Origin of the sequence: Marinobacter sp. SS8-8 (assembly GCF_030540945.1) — a bacterium.
Lineage (GTDB): Bacteria > Pseudomonadota > Gammaproteobacteria > Pseudomonadales > Oleiphilaceae > Marinobacter.
The window spans coordinates 35,564-54,605 of the sequence record NZ_JASSVN010000017.1; the positions used below are offsets into that span (position 1 = coordinate 35,564).

At 57.9% G+C, this 19,042-nt stretch carries 20 protein-coding genes and 1 pseudogene; 15 read left to right on the forward strand and 6 right to left on the reverse strand.

Annotated elements, in window-relative coordinates; all coding sequences use genetic code 11:
• Positions 1-60: 60 nt before the first annotated feature.
• A pseudogene (locus QPL96_RS15540) lies at positions 61-1,302 on the reverse strand (DUF4158 domain-containing protein); the annotation flags it as partial.
• A gap of 209 nt (positions 1,303-1,511) precedes the next feature.
• Here QPL96_RS15540 and QPL96_RS15545 point away from each other — a divergent pair.
• The 5 genes from QPL96_RS15545 to QPL96_RS15565 all read left to right on the forward strand — a co-directional run bounded on the left by QPL96_RS15545 (position 1,512) and on the right by QPL96_RS15565 (position 3,316).
• The gene (locus QPL96_RS15545) at positions 1,512-2,060 is read left to right on the forward strand and encodes a recombinase family protein (RefSeq protein WP_303288221.1); all 549 of its coding nucleotides are present in this window, start codon (positions 1,512-1,514) and stop codon (positions 2,058-2,060) included.
• Positions 2,061-2,121: 61 nt separating this feature from the next.
• Positions 2,122-2,442: a hypothetical protein gene (locus QPL96_RS15550; RefSeq protein ID WP_303288222.1), complete on the forward strand. Its 321-nt coding sequence runs from the start codon at positions 2,122-2,124 to the stop codon at positions 2,440-2,442.
• On the forward strand, positions 2,424-2,597 hold the full coding sequence (locus QPL96_RS15555; protein WP_303288223.1) for a hypothetical protein: 174 nt from the start codon (positions 2,424-2,426) through the stop codon (positions 2,595-2,597). Before QPL96_RS15550 ends, QPL96_RS15555 begins: the two co-directional genes overlap by 19 nt.
• A gap of 9 nt (positions 2,598-2,606) precedes the next feature.
• Positions 2,607-3,023 (forward strand): type II toxin-antitoxin system YafO family toxin, encoded by a 417-nt coding sequence (locus QPL96_RS15560; RefSeq protein WP_303288224.1) that lies wholly within the window; start codon positions 2,607-2,609, stop codon positions 3,021-3,023.
• 2 nt (positions 3,024-3,025) lie between these two features.
• Positions 3,026-3,316, forward strand: a complete 291-nt coding sequence (locus QPL96_RS15565) for a hypothetical protein (RefSeq protein ID WP_303288225.1) — start codon at positions 3,026-3,028, stop codon at positions 3,314-3,316.
• A 126-nt stretch (positions 3,317-3,442) separates the two neighbouring features.
• On the opposite strand, the gene QPL96_RS15570 is transcribed toward QPL96_RS15565, so the two are convergent.
• Positions 3,443-4,234 carry an enoyl-CoA hydratase gene (locus QPL96_RS15570; protein WP_303288226.1) on the reverse strand — a complete coding sequence of 264 codons (792 nt, stop codon included), beginning with the start codon at positions 4,232-4,234 and terminating at the stop codon, positions 3,443-3,445.
• Between the two features lie 292 nt (positions 4,235-4,526).
• Between QPL96_RS15570 and QPL96_RS15575 the strand changes: the two genes are divergently transcribed.
• Positions 4,527-4,670 (forward strand): hypothetical protein, encoded by a 144-nt coding sequence (locus QPL96_RS15575; protein ID WP_303288227.1) that lies wholly within the window; start codon positions 4,527-4,529, stop codon positions 4,668-4,670.
• A 34-nt stretch (positions 4,671-4,704) separates the two neighbouring features.
• On the opposite strand, the gene zwf is transcribed toward QPL96_RS15575, so the two are convergent.
• The 4 genes from zwf to QPL96_RS15595 all read right to left on the reverse strand — a co-directional run bounded on the left by zwf (position 4,705) and on the right by QPL96_RS15595 (position 10,995).
• Positions 4,705-6,117 carry a glucose-6-phosphate dehydrogenase gene (zwf, locus tag QPL96_RS15580; protein ID WP_303288228.1) on the reverse strand — a complete coding sequence of 471 codons (1,413 nt, stop codon included), beginning with the start codon at positions 6,115-6,117 and terminating at the stop codon, positions 4,705-4,707.
• Between the two features lies 1 nt (position 6,118).
• Positions 6,119-7,138: a phosphogluconate dehydrogenase (NAD(+)-dependent, decarboxylating) gene (gene gnd / locus QPL96_RS15585; RefSeq protein WP_303288262.1), complete on the reverse strand. Its 1,020-nt coding sequence runs from the start codon at positions 7,136-7,138 to the stop codon at positions 6,119-6,121.
• A 111-nt stretch (positions 7,139-7,249) separates the two neighbouring features.
• Complete coding sequence (gene pgm / locus QPL96_RS15590; protein WP_303288229.1) at positions 7,250-8,896, reverse strand: phosphoglucomutase (alpha-D-glucose-1,6-bisphosphate-dependent); 1,647 nt, start codon at positions 8,894-8,896, stop codon at positions 7,250-7,252.
• On the reverse strand, positions 8,893-10,995 hold the full coding sequence (locus QPL96_RS15595; RefSeq protein WP_303288230.1) for a glycogen-debranching protein: 2,103 nt from the start codon (positions 10,993-10,995) through the stop codon (positions 8,893-8,895). The genes pgm and QPL96_RS15595 overlap by 4 nt, the downstream gene beginning before the upstream one ends.
• 501 nt (positions 10,996-11,496) lie before the next feature.
• On the opposite strand from QPL96_RS15595, the gene QPL96_RS15600 reads away from it, so the two are divergent.
• The 9 genes from QPL96_RS15600 (at position 11,497) to QPL96_RS15640 (ending at position 19,000) form a co-directional block, all read left to right on the forward strand.
• Positions 11,497-12,828 carry an integrase family protein gene (locus QPL96_RS15600; RefSeq protein ID WP_303288231.1) on the forward strand — a complete coding sequence of 444 codons (1,332 nt, stop codon included), beginning with the start codon at positions 11,497-11,499 and terminating at the stop codon, positions 12,826-12,828.
• Positions 12,825-13,424, forward strand: a complete 600-nt coding sequence (locus tag QPL96_RS15605) for a hypothetical protein (protein ID WP_303288232.1) — start codon at positions 12,825-12,827, stop codon at positions 13,422-13,424. Before QPL96_RS15600 ends, QPL96_RS15605 begins: the two co-directional genes overlap by 4 nt.
• Before the next feature lie 164 nt (positions 13,425-13,588).
• Positions 13,589-13,783 (forward strand): AlpA family transcriptional regulator, encoded by a 195-nt coding sequence (locus tag QPL96_RS15610; RefSeq protein WP_303288263.1) that lies wholly within the window; start codon positions 13,589-13,591, stop codon positions 13,781-13,783.
• Positions 13,780-13,965 (forward strand): hypothetical protein, encoded by a 186-nt coding sequence (locus QPL96_RS15615; RefSeq protein WP_303288233.1) that lies wholly within the window; start codon positions 13,780-13,782, stop codon positions 13,963-13,965. Before QPL96_RS15610 ends, QPL96_RS15615 begins: the two co-directional genes overlap by 4 nt.
• Positions 13,952-14,314 (forward strand): hypothetical protein, encoded by a 363-nt coding sequence (locus tag QPL96_RS15620; RefSeq protein ID WP_303288234.1) that lies wholly within the window; start codon positions 13,952-13,954, stop codon positions 14,312-14,314. Before QPL96_RS15615 ends, QPL96_RS15620 begins: the two co-directional genes overlap by 14 nt.
• Positions 14,315-14,420: 106 nt before the next feature.
• Positions 14,421-16,667: a phage/plasmid primase, P4 family gene (locus QPL96_RS15625; RefSeq protein WP_303288235.1), complete on the forward strand. Its 2,247-nt coding sequence runs from the start codon at positions 14,421-14,423 to the stop codon at positions 16,665-16,667.
• Positions 16,668-16,883: 216 nt separating this feature from the next.
• Positions 16,884-17,108: a hypothetical protein gene (locus tag QPL96_RS15630; RefSeq protein WP_303288236.1), complete on the forward strand. Its 225-nt coding sequence runs from the start codon at positions 16,884-16,886 to the stop codon at positions 17,106-17,108.
• 133 nt (positions 17,109-17,241) lie between these two features.
• Positions 17,242-17,616 (forward strand): hypothetical protein, encoded by a 375-nt coding sequence (locus QPL96_RS15635; RefSeq protein WP_303288237.1) that lies wholly within the window; start codon positions 17,242-17,244, stop codon positions 17,614-17,616.
• A gap of 253 nt (positions 17,617-17,869) precedes the next feature.
• Positions 17,870-19,000: a phage major capsid protein gene (locus tag QPL96_RS15640; RefSeq protein ID WP_303288238.1), complete on the forward strand. Its 1,131-nt coding sequence runs from the start codon at positions 17,870-17,872 to the stop codon at positions 18,998-19,000.
• The last annotated feature ends 42 nt before the right edge of the window (positions 19,001-19,042 follow it).

Consider the following 19,042-nt stretch of genomic DNA (forward strand, 5'->3'; position numbering starts at 1 on the left):
CCATTCAGCACCTGCTCTGCCAGGGTAAACGAGTAGTGACCCAGCATGTTCACATGCTTAAGTCGCTTTGCCGGCCGGAGCCGCTTTGAACTCGATATCGCACAGTAATTTCGGCAAGAAGCGCCTGACCCGGCCATACTGCTCCACCATTTCATCCTGAAAGTTATTATCGTAGGGTCGTGCGAGCTCATGAACAGTGGCAATGGATTCCGCCAGTTTTTCACGCGGCATTTTGGCGAAGATGGCTGATCTCAGCAGTTCATCTTGCATACGTTCATTGAGTATCAGGGCGCATACCTCCGCCAGGGCCAATGCGGATTTATCCAGATCTTTCAGTGTTCGCAGTCGTTTTTTCTGGCCCAGCTTTTTCGCCTCACCGGCAATATAGGTAATCAGTAAATCCAGAACATCCAGGGCCTCATCGAGGGCAATGGTTTCATACGCCTTGGCGAACGCAACCAGGATGGCGGTGCGTTTGCTCTCCGGCATACGGGCTATTTTGTGCATGGAAATCATACCGGCGTGACGAGCGATATTTTTAAAGCGCACTGGCGGGATGCCGGTGAAATCCAAGTCGTGCATGCCGAATGCCTTCAGCTCCCGATAACGATCAACCGCTTCGTTAAAGGCCGGACCACTGATAGTCACCGGTCCTTTGCGGTACCGGTCAAAGCGGGAAGTTCGCGATCCCTCCGGAACCTGAAGAAGCGTTTCCAGCTTGCCGACCTGCTCCTGCGTCGGCAAAACCGACAATCGTTGCCACAGCCGATTTGTGGACCGCTCCCGTACCTCGGAAATCAAGCGTGTCAGCGTGGTGGCTCCAGGCAGCAGAATCTTGTGTTGTATCAGCCACCCGGTTGCCAGATCAAACAGCAGGCTGGGCCGCTCGTTGCTGATCCAGCTACGCGTGTAGAGTAAGCGGCTCAGTCGAAATGACCATGGCCATGTAAACTCCCGGTACTGATATTGTGTTCGGATCTGCGCTGCGTGCTCACGTCGAGTGGTATCCCGTTGTGCATAGGTGGACAGAATCCCTATATCCGCGATGCCAAGCTGTCGGGCAATAAACCATTGCACGTTGATCGGCACTTGTGACAAATCGGTGAGGAAGGTTCCGAGGAATCGAACACAGCCAAGCTGCAAGGCAACACCGAAACGGTTTTGATCACCGCGCCGTTGAAGGAGAAAGGCAAGGTCGGCTCCATCCAGATGAAAGTAGCGGGCCAACTGCACTTCATTCGGTTCGCCCGTGAATTGCCCATAGCTGGCTTTCTGTTCCGAGGTTAAAAAATCAACGGGCATGTATTCCCCCAGCCAAAATAGCTTGTCAAATTTGTCGGTTCTTCCGCAAGACCGAATAAAATTGTGCAAATCGCGAGCGATTGCAGTGTCTAATAAATTATAACTTTGTGGACATCATAAAATGACCAGCATAAACTGTCTATTAAATCGTTAAAACATCGCTTAGTAGACAGCTGGTCTACAAATCGATTTAGGAGACATTTTTTACCATGAGACTCTTTGGATATGCCCGTGTTTCCACCAGTCAGCAGTCCCTCGATGTGCAGGTGAAGGCGCTTAAGGCAGAGGGCGTCCGTGCAAACCGGATTTTTACCGACAAGGTGTCCGGCAGTCATGTGAACCGCGAAGGACTTCAGATGCTCCGGCTCAAGGTGGAGGAAGGTGATGTCATCCTGGTGAAGAAACTGGATCGGCTTGGCCGCGACACAGCGGACATGATCCAACTCATCAAGGAGTTCGACGACATGGGTGTGGCCATCCGATTCCTGGACGATGGGATCAGCACTGAAGGGACTATGGGTAAGATGGTTGTCACCATCCTGTCAGCCGTGGCCCAGGCCGAACGCCAGCGCATACTGGAGCGCACCAACGAGGGCCGCCTGGAGGCTAAGGCCAAGGGCGTCAAATTTGGGCGCAAGCCCACAGTGGATAAAGCTAAAGTTCGCGCTCTCCACGGACAAGGAGTCGGCGCTACGGAGATTGCTAGGCAATTGAAGATTGGCCGGTCAACCGTCTATAAAGCGCTGGAATTGGGCTAAAAATAGAGCTATACTCAGCCCAATAGTTGGCCTTAGTGCGAAGCTTGATAGAGAGGTGGTTATGTTACAGAAGGTCATGTGTGGATACACCACACCCATTAGCAAATTCAAATCCAATCCTACCGCTGTTCTGGCAGAAGCGGAAGGTGAGGCTGTGGCAGTATCGTCCCATAACGAGATCCAATTCTATGTGGTACCGGCTCATCTCTATGAGGAGATGATCAACTTCGTTGAGTTCAAGCAACGCGGAACCACGGAGCTAAAAACCGCTCCGGCCAAGTTCAACCTGACCGAAGACATGGTTGAGGGGATGACGGATAAACTTAAGAACCTTTCCGATGATGACTTGGGAGAATTTATTGAATGCGACAGCAATACATAAAAGGCGGCGATAATAAACCGTTCGTGATCGTGGAAGACGAACGTAACGATGAGAACACACCGAAACCTGACAATGCCAAAAACCTGCATCGATATGAAGGTCAACTGGATAAACTGAGTCAGGCAACCAAAAATACTCTCAAGAAGAAAAAATAGCGGGCGGCAATGACAAAGGTTCGGTTATTTCAAAGCAGGCTCATTATTGACACGCTTGGAAAAGCGGCTGCCGATGACTTGCTCGACGACTTCAGATTGTATAAAGAAAAAGGCATTTTACCGGCAACCTTTGGCCGGGATGCGCCCTATGATTTCACGCACAATCGCCAATACGTCCAACTGCAACACATCCATATCAAACAGGATGGCAAGCAATTCCCGTTGAGGCTGGTTCAGTTTCACCGGAAATCCGATTACGTCCTGGTTTATTGCCCTGGCTTCTTTGACAGCAATACCTACTTACTGATTACCGTGATCAAGCACTGGAATTACAAAAAGCCTGACGAGATAGAAGGTACTGACAAAGATCCCAATCTCATGGCCAAGCTCGAAAAAATTGCCGAAGGCTTCCGGGAGAAGTTCTGACGATGACCGAAGAAGAGCTCGATAAGCTGATGGAAAACTACGAAACCACGGACTTACTGGACGTGATTAACAACGGGCCATTCCATCTCCGAGATGACGTTTTCTCGTTACATCACTTTGCCATGCAGGTTTGCAACCACGGTGATACCAGCAGCGCAATGGAAATGTTCGAGCTTGCCGAAGAGCTTGAAAGCAAGCTCGATGATGAAATTGAGAACATGGAACGTCTACGGGATCAGATCTCCAAACTGTTGGAGTTAAAGCCAGCCAGCCTTGATGACGAAGAAATATGACCAGCAAAGACAATGTTACACCATTCGGACCATAAAGCCTTCCTATAGCTTAGCGTACGTTTTCGTTCCGTTGGACTTCAAACCCCGAAGATGGCCTGCGGAATCGGGTGCTCGGATATGCAGACCTCAGCTGTCTTTCCATTCCGGCTTGCGTTTCTCCAGGAACGCACAGATACCTTCCCGGGCATCGTTCGCCATCATATTGTCCGCCATCACCTTAGAGGTGTACTCGTAGGCATCGGCCAATGGCATTTCCAGTTGCCGATAGAACGCCTCCTTGCCGATCTTCAGGGTATGACCCGACTTTCCGGCAATGGTGCGGGCCAGCTTGTAGACGGCTTCATCCAGAATCTGCTCATCCACCACCTGGTTCACCAGCCCCAGGCGCTCTGCCTTCGGCGCGCTGATCAGCTCACCGGTCAGTAGCATTTCCATCGTATGCTTGCGCGACACATTCCGCGACAGGGCCACCATCGGCGTTGAACAGAACAGCCCGATATTCACCCCGGGCGTGGCAAACCGCGCGGTATCCGCCGCCACCGCAAGATCACAACTGGCCACCAACTGACAGCCCGCCGCCGTTGCAACGCCCGCCACCCGGGCAATCACCGGCCGGGGCAGATTCACGATCTGCTGCATCACTTTGCTGCACTGGTTAAACAGTGCCAGCTGAAACTCATGGCTATCGAACTGTTCCCGAACCTCCCGAAGATCGTGCCCGGCGCAGAACACGTTGCCATGGGCCGCCAGAACCACTACCCGTGTTTCAGAATCCGAGGCGATGGTCTCCAGCTCTTCGGACAATGCCTCCAGCATGGCCATCGAAAGGCTGTTTTTCTTATCGGGCTGGTTCAGCGTAAGCGTGGTAATGCCGTTTTCGCTGTACTTGTGGACCAACGGTTCCGATTGTGCTGTCATGACTGCTCTCCTGTTCGAGCCCTTATACGTGGCAGGGGCGGTCCGGAAGCTTTTCCCAGAATCGTGCGGAGCCATGGATGGCGGAGCCGAGCGCACAGGTAAGTATTTACAGCGTATTTTGGGAACAACTTCCGGACCGCCTTCTCCGAAGTCCAGGTTCCAGTATTGCCGAGACAGCCTATACTGTCGAAGCGACTTTTGGAGGGTCCCCGGTTTTCGGCTGTAGGGTTGTTACCGGCCGCCGCTGCCCCTAAAGTCTGTAGCAACGCCAAAATACCGACAGGAGCCATTCATGTGGAAAACGATCATTATTAAAGCCATTCTCGCCATTGCTATTATCGGAGGCGGCATCATGGTGATTATCAAGGATGACCCGGCAACCCCAACCGGAGACATCAATCGCATCCAGCCTCTGCCGGAGCAGAACGATCCGTAGACCGTGTTCCGACTGGTTATTGCTGCCTCTGCAGTCATTTCCCCGCTTTCACCGGCACCGGATTGTACCAACTGCCGTCTGCCGCAATAAGCGCGTCTGCGGCTCTGGGTCCCCAACTACCCGGTTGGTACGCCAGGGTCCGGTGATGCTTCGTCAGGACAGGATCAAGCACCGCCCAGGCAGCCTCGAGACAGTCCTCGTGGGCGAATAATGCCCCATTACCGGCCATGGCGTCCCCCAAAAGCCGCTCGTAGGGCGATTCCTCTTCCGGCTGTTCGTCCTGCAGGCAGAGTTCGTGCTGTTCCCCGGTGAATTCCTTGCCTGCGCGCTTGACACGTGCGGCCAGGGCCACGGCGGAGCCCGGTGACAGCCGGAAGCGCAGATAATTGGCCGGACCGGTTACAGGCGAAGAATCATCGAACAGTCGCTGCGGCGGCGGCTTCAACTCAACCACAACCTCGGCCGCCGTGGTGGCCAGACTTTTGCCCGCGCGCAGATACCACGGTACCCCCTGCCAGCGCCATGAATCTATATACAGCCTCAGGGCGCAGAAGGTCTCGACATCGGACCCCTTTGCCACGCCCTGCTCCTGACGGTAACCGGCGTACTGGCCGCGCACCAGGTCGTCGGGCGCCAGTGGGCGCATGGCCCGGAACACCTTGTACTTTTCTGCGTGCGCGGCGTCAAAGTCCTGATAACCCGGCGGCTCCATGGCCAGCAGTGCGAGGATCTGGAACAGGTGGTTCTGGACAACATCCCGCAGCGTGCCGGCGCTTTCGAAAAATGCGCCGCGCCCCTCCACACCGAAATCCTCGGCCAACGTGATCTGCACGCTGGCCACGTGGTTGCGGTTCCAGATTGGCTCAAGGAAGGAATTGGCGAAGCGGAAATAGAGGATATTCATGATCGCTTCTTTGCCAAGGTAGTGATCGATGCGGAAAATCGCATCTTCGGCAAACACCGAGCGCAGCACGCGGTTGAGTGCCCGCGCGGACGCCAGGTCGCGTCCGAACGGCTTTTCGACGATGACACGAGCCTGCCCGGCCAGACCCGCAGCGCCAAGCCCCTGGGTGACTGTCTCGAACAAGGAAGGCGGAATAGCCAGGTAATGCGCCGGCCGCCGGGCCTCGCCCAGCGTTTTCTTGAGCGCCGTGAACGTACCCGGCTCGTTGTAGTCGCCACTGACGTAGCCGAGTAGGGAGAGCAGTCGGTCAAGGGCGGGTTTGTCGTCGATCTTGCCGGATGCCGCGATGGCGTCCCGGGCGCGCTGGCGCAGTTGCGTCAGGCTCAGCCTGGAATTCGCGACGCCAACCACCGGGGCGTCGAGGGTGCCGCGTTTTGCCATTGCGTAGAGCGCTGGAAAGATCTTCTTGCGGGCAAGGTCACCGGTAATGCCGAACAACACCAGCGCATCCGCCGGCGGTGTGTGGTCGGGACTGGTATCCACCTCAGTGCTCCTTTTTCTTTTCATCATGGCCACCAAACTGCTTTCGCATCGCAGACAGCACCCGGTTGGCATAGCCGGCATTGCCTTGCGAGGCAAAGCGCCCGAACAGCGCGGCGCTGATGACCGGCGCTGGCACGCCCTCGTCGATAGCCGCCAGTGCGGTCCAGCGCCCCTCACCGGAATCCGACACCCGCCCCGAGAAGCCGCTGAGATCAGCATCCTCCAACAGCGCCGCGGCCGTCAGATCGAGCAGCCACGACGCCACCACGCTGCCGCGCCGCCAGACTTCCGCAATCTCAGGCAGGTCGAGCTCGTACTGGTAATACTCGGGGTTGCCCATCGGCGCAGTCTCGGCGTCACTATCATGCACACGCTTGCCGGCGTTGGCGTTATGCAGGATGTTCAGGCCCTCGGCATACGCCGCCATCAGGCCGTATTCGATGCCATTGTGGACCATCTTGACGAAGTGTCCGGCGCCGTGGGGACCGCAGTGCAGGTAGCCCTGTTCAGCGGTAGTGCCGGGCTTGTCCCGGCCGGGAGTACGTGGCGCCGTGCCCATCCCCGGCGCCAGCGTGGCAAAAACCGGATCGAGGTGCCGGACGATGTCCTGCTCGCCACCGATCATCAGGCAAAAGCCACGCTCCAGGCCAGCGACGCCGCCGCTGGTTCCCACATCCACATAATGCACTCGGTTCTGCTGCAATTCGGCCGCGCGCCGGATATCGTCGCGGTAATAGGAATTGCCGCCATCGATGACGATGTCGCCCGCTTCGAGCAGCGGCGCCAGCCGGGACAACATCTCATCCACGGCTGTCGCGGGCACCATCAGCCAGACCGTGCGCGGCGGAGTCATGCGGGCGACAAGATCTTCCAGCGACACCGAGCCGACGGCGCCTTCGTTGGCAAGTGCTCCGACGGCGTCCGGGCTGCGGTTGTACACTACGCATTCGTGCCCTCCCCGAAGCAGGCGCCGCACCATATTGCTGCCCATACGTCCCAGGCCTACCATTCCGATCTGCATCTTCAATCTCCTTTGTTCCGGTATCGCCCGCCGCGCATCGCAGGCGCTGGTGTAAAACTGGTCGAGCTCGTCTGACATGATCACTCCCGAACATGGAGTGTTGAGCGCGCGTCATTGGTCCGCCAGCGCGCGATCAATGATGGCTTGCGCCTCGCTCAGCAGGCTGCGCAGGTGGCCTTCGCCGCGGAAGCTCTCCGCGTAGATTTTATAGATGTCCTCAGTGCCGGACGGACGTGCGGCGAACCAGCCGCTCTCCGCCACGACTTTCAGACCGCCGATGGCTTCGCCGTTGCCGGGCGCATGGGTAAGAACGCTGTGTATTTTTTCGCCCGCCAGTTCCGCGGACGTGATCTGCTGAGGCGAGAGCTTCGCCAGCCTGCGTTTTTGCTCCGGGGTCGCCGGCGCCTCAACCCGATCATAAACCGGTTCGCCGAACTCGCGCGCCAGCTCGCTGTAAAGCTCACCGGGATCGCGGCCCATCTTTGCAGTTATCTCCGCCGATAGCAGCGCCGGAATAATACCGTCTTTATCTGTCGTCCAGACACTGCCATCCAGGCGGCTGAAAGACGCACCCGCGCTTTCTTCACCGCCAAAGCCCAGCGAGCCGTCGAGCAGGCCATCCACAAACCACTTGAAACCAACCGGCACCTCGTACAGTTTTCGGCCCAGCTTCGCGGCCACGCGATCAATCATCTGGCTGCTGACCACCGTCTTGCCCACCGCCGCCGCCTTGCTCCACTCCGACCGATGCTGGAACAGGTAGAAAATGGAAACCGCGAGGTAGTGGTTGGGCGGCAGCAAGCCTGCACTGCGCGTGACGATCCCGTGCCGGTCATGATCAGTGTCGCAGGCAAAGGCGACGTCGTAGCGATCCCTGAGGCCGATCAGGCCCTGCATCGCGTAGGCTGATGACGGGTCCATACGGATCTGGCCGTCCCAGTCAACCGTCATGAAGCGGAAGGTCGGATCAATGGCGTCGTTCACCACCGTCAGATTCAAACCGTAACGCTCGGCAACCGGTCCCCAGTAGTGAACGCCGGCACCTCCCAGCGGATCCACGCCCATGCGGATGTCCGCGCTGCGGATCACATCCATGTCGATTACGTTGCCGAGATCGCTCACGTAAGCGTTTAGAAAATCGTGGCGGTGGGTGGTACTGGCGCGCAGTGCCTTCTCGTAAGACACTCTTTGCACTCCATCAAGCCCGTTTTCCAAAAAGATATTGGCCCTGGCTTCGATCCATCCGGTAACGTCCTTACCCGCCGGCCCGCCGTTGGGCGGGTTGTACTTGAAGCCGCCGCTGTCGGGCGGATTGTGTGACGGCGTGATGACAATGCCGTCCGCCAGTCCGCTCGCGCGTCCGCGGTTGTATGAGAGAATGGCGTGAGAAATCACCGGCGTGGGCGTGTATTCGCCGTTCTCGGCAAGCATGACGTCCACCCCGTTGGCCGCCAGCACCTCGAGCGCGCTGGCACAGGCGGGCTCGGACAGCGCGTGCGTGTCGATACCCAGGAACAGCGGCCCATCGATATCCAGCCGTTTGCGATAGTCACAAATAGCCTGGCTGATGGCCAGGACATGCCCTTCGTTGAAGCTGTTTTCAGACGACGAACCGCGATGCCCCGAGGTGCCGAACGCCACCCGCTGCGCCGGCACTGAGAAGTCAGGCCGACCGGTATAGTACGCGGTCACCAGTTTTGGGATGTTGGCCAGCATCGCCGGCAATGCGAGTTTTCCTGCCAGAGGATCTGGTTTCATGACACTCCCCCTCTTTCCCGGTCACGAACCAGCACGACCACGGTCCTGGCCGGCACGCGATAATGCATCGACGGCAGCGGGCTTTCGGTGCCGGGTTCGAGAAAGTCGGATGGGCTTTCGAGGCTGGTATCGATCACGCGCCGCCAGGTGTCAGCCTCCCCCTCCTGTATCTCGAACGTCAGTTCCTCCCACCAGGCGTTGATCATCACGTAGAGGTCGTCATCCTGCTGTGATCCGCCGCGCAGGGCAAAGGCGAGGCTGCGGGAATCATCGCCAAGGTCGGGGTCCCGGCCGACCCCGTACCAATGGACATCCTCGCGCCAGAACCGGCTCCGCGCCAGCGACGGATGCGCCTTGCGAAACGCGATCATCAACTTGAAAAAACGGAATATGTCCGGGTTGGCGTCCAGCCGGCGCCAATCGATCCAAGCCGTTTCGTTGTCCTGGTTGTAAGGGTTGTTGTTGCCGGCCTGTGTCTGCATGAACTCGTCCCCGGCACGGAACATGGGCGTGCCGTTCGACAGCAGCAGCAGGCAGCAGAAATTCCTGATCTGCCGCTTGCGCAGCGTCATGACGTCCGGCGGCACGCCCTCGTCGCCTTCCCAGCCACAGTTCCAGCTGTGGTTTTCCGCCATGCCGTCGCTGTTGCCGTGGCCGTTGGCCCAGTTGCGCTTCTGGTTGTAGGCCACGAGGTCGTAAAGAGTGAAGCCGTCGTGCGAGGCGACGTAATTGACACTCTGATGGGGATGATAGGCATTCATCCGGTCATCGGGGAACAGATCGTCGCTGCCGTACAGACGACGCATCAGGGCCGACACCATGCCGGGATCGCCCCTGACGAAGCGACGGAGATCGTCCCTATATCTGCCGTTCCACTGGCAGGCCATGATGCCCGGGAACGCCCGGCCCAGCTGGTACACTCCGGCGGCGTCCCAGGGCTCGGCAATCAGGCGCAGCTGCGCCAGATCCGGGTCGGAGGCCATGTCGCTGAGCAGCGGCACGTCGTTGGCGTTGACCGAGCCGTCCGCTTTACGGGTAAAGAGGGAAGCCAGGTCAAAGCGAAAGCCGTCGACGTGCATCTCGCGGGCCCAGTGACGGGCGCTGTCCATGATCATCTTGCGGACGGCGCGGTTCGACGTGTTGAGCGTGTTGCCAGTACCGGAAAAATTTTCGTAGGGTGCGTCCGGCCGGTCCGCCATCAGATAGTAGGTGCTGTTGTCGATCCCCTTGTAGCTATAGACCGGGCCCATGTGATCACCCTCGCCCGTGTGATTGTAGACAACGTCGAGTACCACCTCGATATTCGCCTGGTGCAGCGCCTTGATCGTGTCGCGCAGCTCGTTGTGTTGCGCTTTGACCGTATGGTCGCTGAGATAGCCATGGTGAGGGGAGAAAAAGTTCAGCGGCATGTAGCCCCAGTAGTTGCCGTCGGCAGGGTCGTACTGGAACACCGGCATCAACTCCACCACGGTGACGCCCAGATCCTTCAGGTACGGGATCTTCCCCACCAGGCCCGCGAATGTTCCGCGTGCGTCGTCGCTGACACCGGAGTTGGGATTCCTGGTGAACCCTCCCACGTGCAGTTCGTAGATGACGGTGTCGGCCTCGTGCCGGGGGCGATGGTCACCTTGCCAGTCGAAATCCTCGCTGTCGCCGTCAAGCACGCCCAGCGGCGCCTTGCCCGCGTTCGAACCAGGCCGGGCGGCGGCGAGCCGGTCGAAGCACGGGGGGAAGAACACCGACTTGGCATAGGGGTCGAGCAGGATCTTCTCGTGATCGAACGTGTGCCACTCGAAGCGGCCGTCGGGCCTGGGTCCCTCGACCCGATACCCGTAGTAGGCCGCACCCTTCACTGATGTAAGCGGGATACGGCAATGCCAGACCCGGCCCGTTTTGTTCCTGAGGTAATCAAACCGGAATTCGAATACCGGATTGGCCACATCGCTCTCGGTGTAGAGTAGCAAGGTGACGCTCTTCGCATGTTTGGAGTATAGCGCGAAGTTGAAGGCACCTTCTTTTTCTATCCTGGTCGGGCCCAGGGGAAAAGGCAGCCCCTCGGTCGCCGCCCATCGGGATAATGCTGTCTCTGGCAAAGTCATGTTTCCCCCGATCTCACTTTCATCCCTGAACTGCTAATGCGATACACCACGTACTCGATGAGGGTACAGCTCGCCAGCGACAATCGCCAGACCTCTGCTGGGTTTCGCCGCCCGCTCCATGGCAGCTCTCGCCCGTCCTGGAGTCGCAATTCAGGCATGGCAGTACGCCGCGCATGGGTTTATCGACGATAATTCCGGAGCGAAGTCCGGGCAAGACGGTGCGCAAGCACCTACCGTTCGTTCGGACCACCGCGAAAATATGGTGCCCGGAGCCGGAATCGAACCGGCACGGCCTAGCGGCCGAGAGATTTTAAGTCATTAATGCCCGCTTTGAACAGTTTTTATCAACACGTTATGTATCAATAACCCTTCCTTTAAAAACAACTGGTTAGTAGTATTCTATCCCTAGTGAGCTTGAACAGCTTTTAACCATTTTTGAATTCATCTGATACATATTTGATACATAAAACGCGGTATGTATCAGATTCGAGGGGGCCAGCCATGACAGAGAAACGGACCAGAGCGCCAGCAGAAAAGCGGAAGCTGAACAAAAAGACGTTAGCCACATTGGAGCCCAAAAACGGCAAACAGACGCCCTACTGGGACACGGACCAGCCCGGCTTCGGCGTCCGTGTGAGTAATGGTCGCCTGGTAGACGGCGTGCGCGAATATGGTTACACGTTTTTCTGTCAGGGCTGGCTTCGCGGCCGTCTAATCAAAGTCACGATTGGAAAGCACCCCACCATTTCCCCAGATGCAGCCCGCAAAAAGGCCCGTGAATACTTGGGCAAAATGGCCGCTGGGCAAGATCCACGAATCGAGAAGGAAACCCGCTCCGGTTCCGCCACGTTCGGGGAAATGATGCTGGGCTATGCCGAATGGTTGGAACAACAGGGCAAAGTATCAGCGGGCATCGTCAAGCGTGAAATCGAGAACGACATTCAAAAGCCCTTCAAACGGATCTGGAACAAACCAGCCAACGAAGTCACAACAGACGACTGCGACCGGATCATAGAGAAGCTGGAAACCGCCAAAAAGCCACGGCAGGCCGACAAGATCCGCAGCTACATGAAAACCGCATTCAGGAAAGCGATAAACGCCCGCAGGAAGCGCCGCTTTCCGGACGGTCTGAAGCTGGCGGACGTTAAGACGAACCCCTGCAACGATATTGAGAAAGTAGCCGGATCAAGTAAGGCCAGAGACAGAGCGTTAACGCTGGCAGAGTTCCGCGCCTACTGGTCACACGTAAAAGAACAGCCGGAGCCGCGCCGCTCGCTGATGATGCTGCACGTTCTGACGGGCGGGCAACGCCTGGACCAACTAGGCCGGGCCACACTGGCAGATATAGACCGGGACGCCCCTTCCCTAACCCTGCTGGACTACAAAGGCCGCAGAATAGAGCCTCGCCGCCACACGGTCCCACTGTTACCCGAAGCTGTGAAAGCAATAGACCGTATTACCGGTGCCGGTGAATTCGTGTTCAGTTGCGACGGCGGCAAGCGTTCAATCTGTAACAGTTACATGCGGGACGGCGTGGCCAAAATTGAAAAGGAAATGGAGGAAGCGGACGAACTGGAAAATGGGCATTTCACGCCCGGATCTATCCGCGCCACGATTGAAACCCGGCTGGCTGCGAAACCTTACCGCGTGAGTTCGGACGTGCTGGGCCAGCTACTCAGCCACGGACTAGGCGGCGTTCAGGCCCGGCATTATCAGCACCACGACTTTTTCGAGGAAAAGCTAGAGGCACTGGAAATGCTGCAACGCATGGCAGAGGGCCTGCCGGAACCGTCCGCACAGGTAATCCCGTTCGACAGAGAGGCCACAGCATGAAACCGACACGCGTTACGATCAAAAACCTTTTCGCAGGATACGCCTGTGCGGGGATGGACCCGCAACACTTCTACGAAAACCTGAACGAAGAACAGCGAATAGGCGCCCAACTGGACTTTATCGAAGCCCGTGCCCGCCTGCTAGCCACGCGGCCGAATGACGGAAAAGACGGCGTGCCTGCTAACGTACAAAGGGACGCAAAACGGCTCTACCGGTCTGTTCAGCAAGCTGTAGCCGCTATGAGTCAGGACCAGATGATTCAAGCATGCGGTTTCATGCTCGAGGCAGGCGTAGCAATGCAGCAGATCAGCACGCAGCTTGCAGTGGCGCAGGCCCTGGACGTTACCAAGAAACTACAGGAAAACGAAGAGCATATTTTGCGCGGTCGTAAAACAGTAGGAAGTGCCAGCAAAGGCGGCGACAGTAAAAACGAACCTTGGAAGGAAATACGCCCTCTTTTTCAGCCGTACATAAACGGCTTGTATCAACGAAACCCGCACCACAGCTACGCGGAACTGCAGCGGAAAGCAGCCGAACATTTCCGCGTGTCGATAAGCATGGTCAAAAAATGGACAGAAAACCCCTCTAAAATGTGATTCAGAATAGGTCACGTGCCGGCCACGTGACCGGCACCGCTCCGAGATAGTGAACCCGACTTCAAAGCAACGAGGGTTCAATCATGCAAACCACCACTTACTTAGAATCAGCCACCCCCGACAACACCCCGCCACAGAATCCCGCCAGCGGGTACACAGTAGAAATGCCGAAGCTGTGGGATCAAAAGCTACTTGCTGCATACCTGGGCAAATCTGAAGCCTGGTGCGAGCGTGCCAGATGGGCCGGTGACGGTCCGCGATTCCTGAAACTTGGCCGTCACGTCCGATACCGCGCCGATGATGTTCTGGCGTGGATTGAAGAAAACGCACACACCTGCTCCGGAGAGTCTACAGCATGAACCGCTATCAGGAACTACTCGACGAAATCCGCACCTGCCGTGTTCTGAGTGAAATTGTGGAGGAACAGGACGTAACGCCAGAACAACGGCTCGCTGAAATGCGGGACCGCCTGGCACGGGCGGAACGGCTGGCTCTGGAACTGAAGAACTCCGGGAGGGCTGCAGACGATGAGCGGACATAAAAAAACCCTTGGTAGCGGGCAACTGGCCAAGGGCTCATTGATCAAAGCTTGCACAACGAATAATAGCACAGCGTCTGACGCACTGTTAGAAGCAAAGCGACGTTTTAAGGCGCTCGGCGGGCTTTACAGCCAGTGCACGCGGGCCTTGATGGTCCGGGCCGATACGGCGGAAGCTGCAAACGCTGTTGTGAAATTCGTGGAGGAATACGACCGCGCGGCAAAAGCCCTGCACGACGGGCGAGCGCGGGCCGCTCTGCGGCACATGCAGCGCGCTGTTAAGCGTGCCGCACACCTGAGAGACCAGCAAGACCGGATCCAGATACTTCAGGGGGTGAAAGATGCGCATTGAAGCACTACGCACAGCCCTCGCTCCGGGCGGCCCGTTCGCCAAGATGGGACAGTACCGGCAGTTCTTATGTTATCGGCTCGAACCATCGAAGGACCGGCCCGGTAAGATGGACAAGAAGCCCGTAAGCCCCCACACCGGCCACATCTGTGACCACACTGACCCGGCGAACTGGGGCACATTCGAGGAAGCGGCAGCCTGTACGGAAGCGGGCCGCGCGGATGGTGTGGGCTTCGAGTTCACACAGAACGACGACCTGTGGTTCCTGGACATAGACGACGCCTTGCACGGCGGGCAATGGTCCCCGCTGGCTTGCGACTTGCTGGCGCGCCTGGCTGGCGCCGCTGTTGAAGTATCCGCCAGCGGCAACGGCCTGCACGTGTTCGGGTCTGGCCCAGTTCCGCCCCATGGCTGCAAGAACGTGGCGCACGGCCTGGAACTCTACACAGGCGGGCGGTTTGTCGCGCTCACCGGTGTGCACGCTAGCGGATCCGCAAGCTGGCGGAATGATGCAGCCGTGGCCCAGCTTGTGGCTGACTATTTCCCGCCCGGAACAGAACAGACCGCCGACGGCTGGACCGATGAGCCCTGCCCGGAATGGGACGGCCATACGGACGACGGCGAGTTACTGCAACACGCCTACAAGTCCAAAAGCGCCGCCAGTGCGTTCAGCAACCGCGCCAGCTTCGCGGATCTGTTCGAGGGCCGGGAGGAAGCGTTAGCCGCGGCGTACCCTGACGACTCCGGAACGCGCCAATACGACGCCAGCAGCGCTGATGCTGCACTGGCTCAACACCTGGCGTTCTGGACGGGTAAGGATTGCGAGCGTATCCAGCGCCTTATGATGCTGTCCGGGCTGAGACGGGACAAATGGGAGCGGGCCGATTATCTGCCCCGAACCATTCAAGCCGCGTGCAACCGTTGCACGGACGTTCACAAGCGCCGGACTGCAGCAGAGCGACCACAGCAAACAGCGACGGCCCGGACCACGGTCGATTTTCCGCTGTCCGTAGAATCAGAAATGACGCTCTGCAACCGTCCCGCCCGCTTGGTTCGCTTTAATGGCATGTGGCTGACCTGGGAGAAAGGCGGGCACTATCGGGAGTATGACGAGGAACTGCTACGGGCCGAAATACGCGCGAACTGTGGCTACAACCTGAGACCCACGACGGTTAACGCCTCGCTGGACGAACTGAAAGGCGCTACAGGCGTGGACGCCTACGGCAAGGAACTACCGGACTGGATCAACAGGCCCGAAGGCGTCCCGGACGCGCAGGGGCTGATTGTCTGCCGTAACGGCGTGCTGGATCCCGACACGGGCGAACTGTTCCCGCTGTCTGATGATCTGCTGACGTTCAATGCCCTGCCGTTCGACTACGACCCGCACGCGCCGGAACCGCAACGCTGGATCAGCTTTATGGGTGAAGCGTTCGACGATCCCGAAGCCGTGCACGAGCTTCAAAAGCTGTTCGGCTACTGCCTGACCCTGGATACCAGCCAGCAAAAGATATTCGCCATTATCGGCCCGAAACGCTCTGGAAAAGGAACCATTGCACGCACGCTCCGGCAGCTACTCGGACCCATGAACGTAGCCGGCCCGTCGTTTTCTTCACTGGGGCGCCCGTTCGGCCTGGAATCCCTGATTGGTAAAACCCTGGCGATTTTTCCGGATGCCCGCATGGGCCGGAACACAGACAAAGCTGTGGTTGCCGAGCGCCTGCTCAGTATCAGCGGGGAGGATGCGCTGGACGTTGAACGGAAGCATAAAGGCGACTGGCACGGAAAACTCGGCGCCCGTGTGCTGATTCTCTCTAACGAGGTTCCCGTGCTGGGCGACGCGTCCGGCGCTCTGGCATCCCGTTACGTCGTCTTTCACATGCCTCACAGCTTCTACGGCCGGGAGGATCCGCACCTGTCCGACAAGCTCACAGGGGAGCTACCCGGGATACTGAACTGGGCTTTGCAGGGGCTGCGGAACCTGAAAGCAGAGGGCCGGATTGTTACACCGCCGTCCGCCCGCGAACTGATCGAAGAAATCGACGCCTTGGGCTCACCAATTAAGGCGTTCGTCCGGGATTGCTGCACTGTCTGCCAGACCGGTGACGTTGGAAAGGACGAACTCTGGAACGCGTACCGGAAGTGGCACGCAGAGAACGGAATTCCCGGCCATGCATTTTCTAAAGAGATTTTCAGCCGACAACTGAAAACCGCTTTTCCTGGTCAGCTTCGTGAATATCGTCCGCGTTCTGCGGTCCAGGTTAGCCGTCCACGACGCTGGACCGGCATTGATCTGGTTGATCCGACTTTTACGGATTTGTCCGCTTCGTCCGTGTTCGGGTCCGGGGTCGGTCCATGATTGGTCCAGGTAGCGGTCCAGGCTGGAACCCTTGGGACGCTTGGCTTGGTCCAGGTAGTCCAGGGTATTTACTTAAAAGAATCGAAACAACATTACGACTATAGCGCACAGGTACAGAGGTATACGAGAACGCATATATAGCAGTGCAATGCGCTCTAACCCGGACCGCCCGGACCGCTGGACCAGAACTGTGAAAACAAACGGGAGCAACGAACCATGAAAACCAATCAGCAACTAACCGCAGCGGCTGCAGCGCTGACCGAAAACGCCCTTGAGCTATCCGACGATGTGGCCGAAGCGGCAACGCTGCTACTGGCGTCCGCTTATAGCCTTGTCGTCGCACGGTACGGACACGAACAGGCCGAAACCTGGCTCAAGGCACAGGCCCAACTGAAGCCGCTAGATCCGCCGCCGTCGTGCCCCGGCAAAGGGCTGCACTGATGACGGGAACGAACCGCCTGTGCCGTTCTGAAGCCCACGGGGGGCAAATCAAAGTAATTCCCCTGTTACCTGGGGCCGTAGCGGGCAGCACGAATTCCGTATCCCCATTTCCACATTCACGGAGGGCATAACAATGCCGAGACCAAGAAAACCCGCAAAGATCCAGGAAATAAGCGCCTGGAAGAAAAACCCACAGCGCCGCCGGGAGGAATTTGAACCTGTGGACGACGTAGGCAAGGCGCCGCAGTGGCTCGCTGTGGAATACGAAATCTGGGAAGAACTGGTAGCCATGTTGCCGCCCGGTATTCTCGGGTCGTCCGACCGCGTAGCACTGGAGGCCCTGTGTAAGCTGATATTCAAGATGCGCCATGACTTCGACAACATGAGTGCGGCGCAACTCGGACGGCTGGAAAACCTGCTGGGCAAGTTCGGGCTAACGCCTGCCGACCGTTCCCGCGTCATGGTTCGGGGAAGCGAAAAACCCCGAAACCCGTTCGACGGCATGTGATCGGCCCTTATTGTTCATAACGTCAATAAAAACAATGGTTTACATTATTTTTGTAAAGTCGTAGAGTCATTTTTAACCGGCGTTGATTCATGGACGCCAGCCGCAAGCAGGGGATCTGTGAAGCGGCGACTCTGCGCCTTTGGGAGAAAGTGCCAGAGCGGAACCGGGGGCTGTCTGCGGGATGCTGGCGGTACTTCAGAGGTTCACCACATGAAGCCAAACGATTATGTGTGACTGACTGAGGTACAAGACGATGAACGAACTACACCGAGAATTGCGGGAAGGTCTGAAAGGGCTGGAAGAAGGCATTAACACCAAGTTCGACGAGCTCCAAACCAAGACCACCGAGCTAGAGCGCGACCTTAGAGACCTGTACCAGAAAGGTGGCTCATCTGCCCCGTTGCCAGGCGGACAGCAGCGCGTTAGCTCTATTCGTGAAGCCCTGACCAAATCTGCGGGCCTGGCCCGGATGCAGAAGGAAGGCTCCAAAAACTCTGATCCTATCGACCTGGGCCTGTCCATTAAGGCGCTGACCAGCCTGCAAGGCTCCGGTGGTTCCCCGGCTGAAGGTATCGACGTTCAGCCGGAGCGTGAAGGCGGCCTTTTCGGCTACGCCATGCGCCCGCTGACTCTGTTTGATGTGATGCCGATCCGCCCGATCAGTAGTAACCAACTGACGTTTACTCGCATGAGCGGCTACAGCAACGCAGCGGCTGGCCAGGGCGCGGAAGGTACGACCAAGGCAGAGCAAACCATTGATCCGGGCCTCATTACCGCCCCTGTGGAAACCATTGCCGTTTGGCACGATGCGTCAAAGCAGGTTCTGGACGATGAACCCGGCCTGGAATCCACCATTGCCATGCTGCTGACCCACGGCGTACGCGAGAAGGCAGAGCGCCAGATTGTGAACGGCGCGGGCAGTTCGTTTGAAATGTCCGGCCTGATCACAGACGGCACTGCGTTCGTTCCAACCGTCGCCCCAATGGCTGACCGGATCGGGCAATGCGCGGCGACTATGGGTAACAGCGGCTATCTGGCCAATCTGGTTATGCTGAACCCGGTGGACTGGTTCACGATCCGCTCTGAACGTGCAACTGGCGGTGATGAGCAGTACGTCGGGCCAGGCTGGGCCGCGCCTGCCTCCCCGGCAGTCTACGGCGTGCCGGCTGTGGCGTCCGCTGCCGTTCCGCAGGGAACCGCCATTGTGATTGATACCCGGTTCGTGAATCTGCTGGACCGCCAGCAAACGACCGTGGAACTCAGCCGCGAAACGGGCAACAACTTCAAGCAAAACATCGTGACCGTTCTGGCAGAACTCAGAATGGGCCTAGCGATCTACGATACGGCAGCCGTGCAGGTAATCGACCTGACCAGCTCGGTCTGATCTTCGTGACCGCGAGCCCGGCGCGGTAATACCGGGATGCGT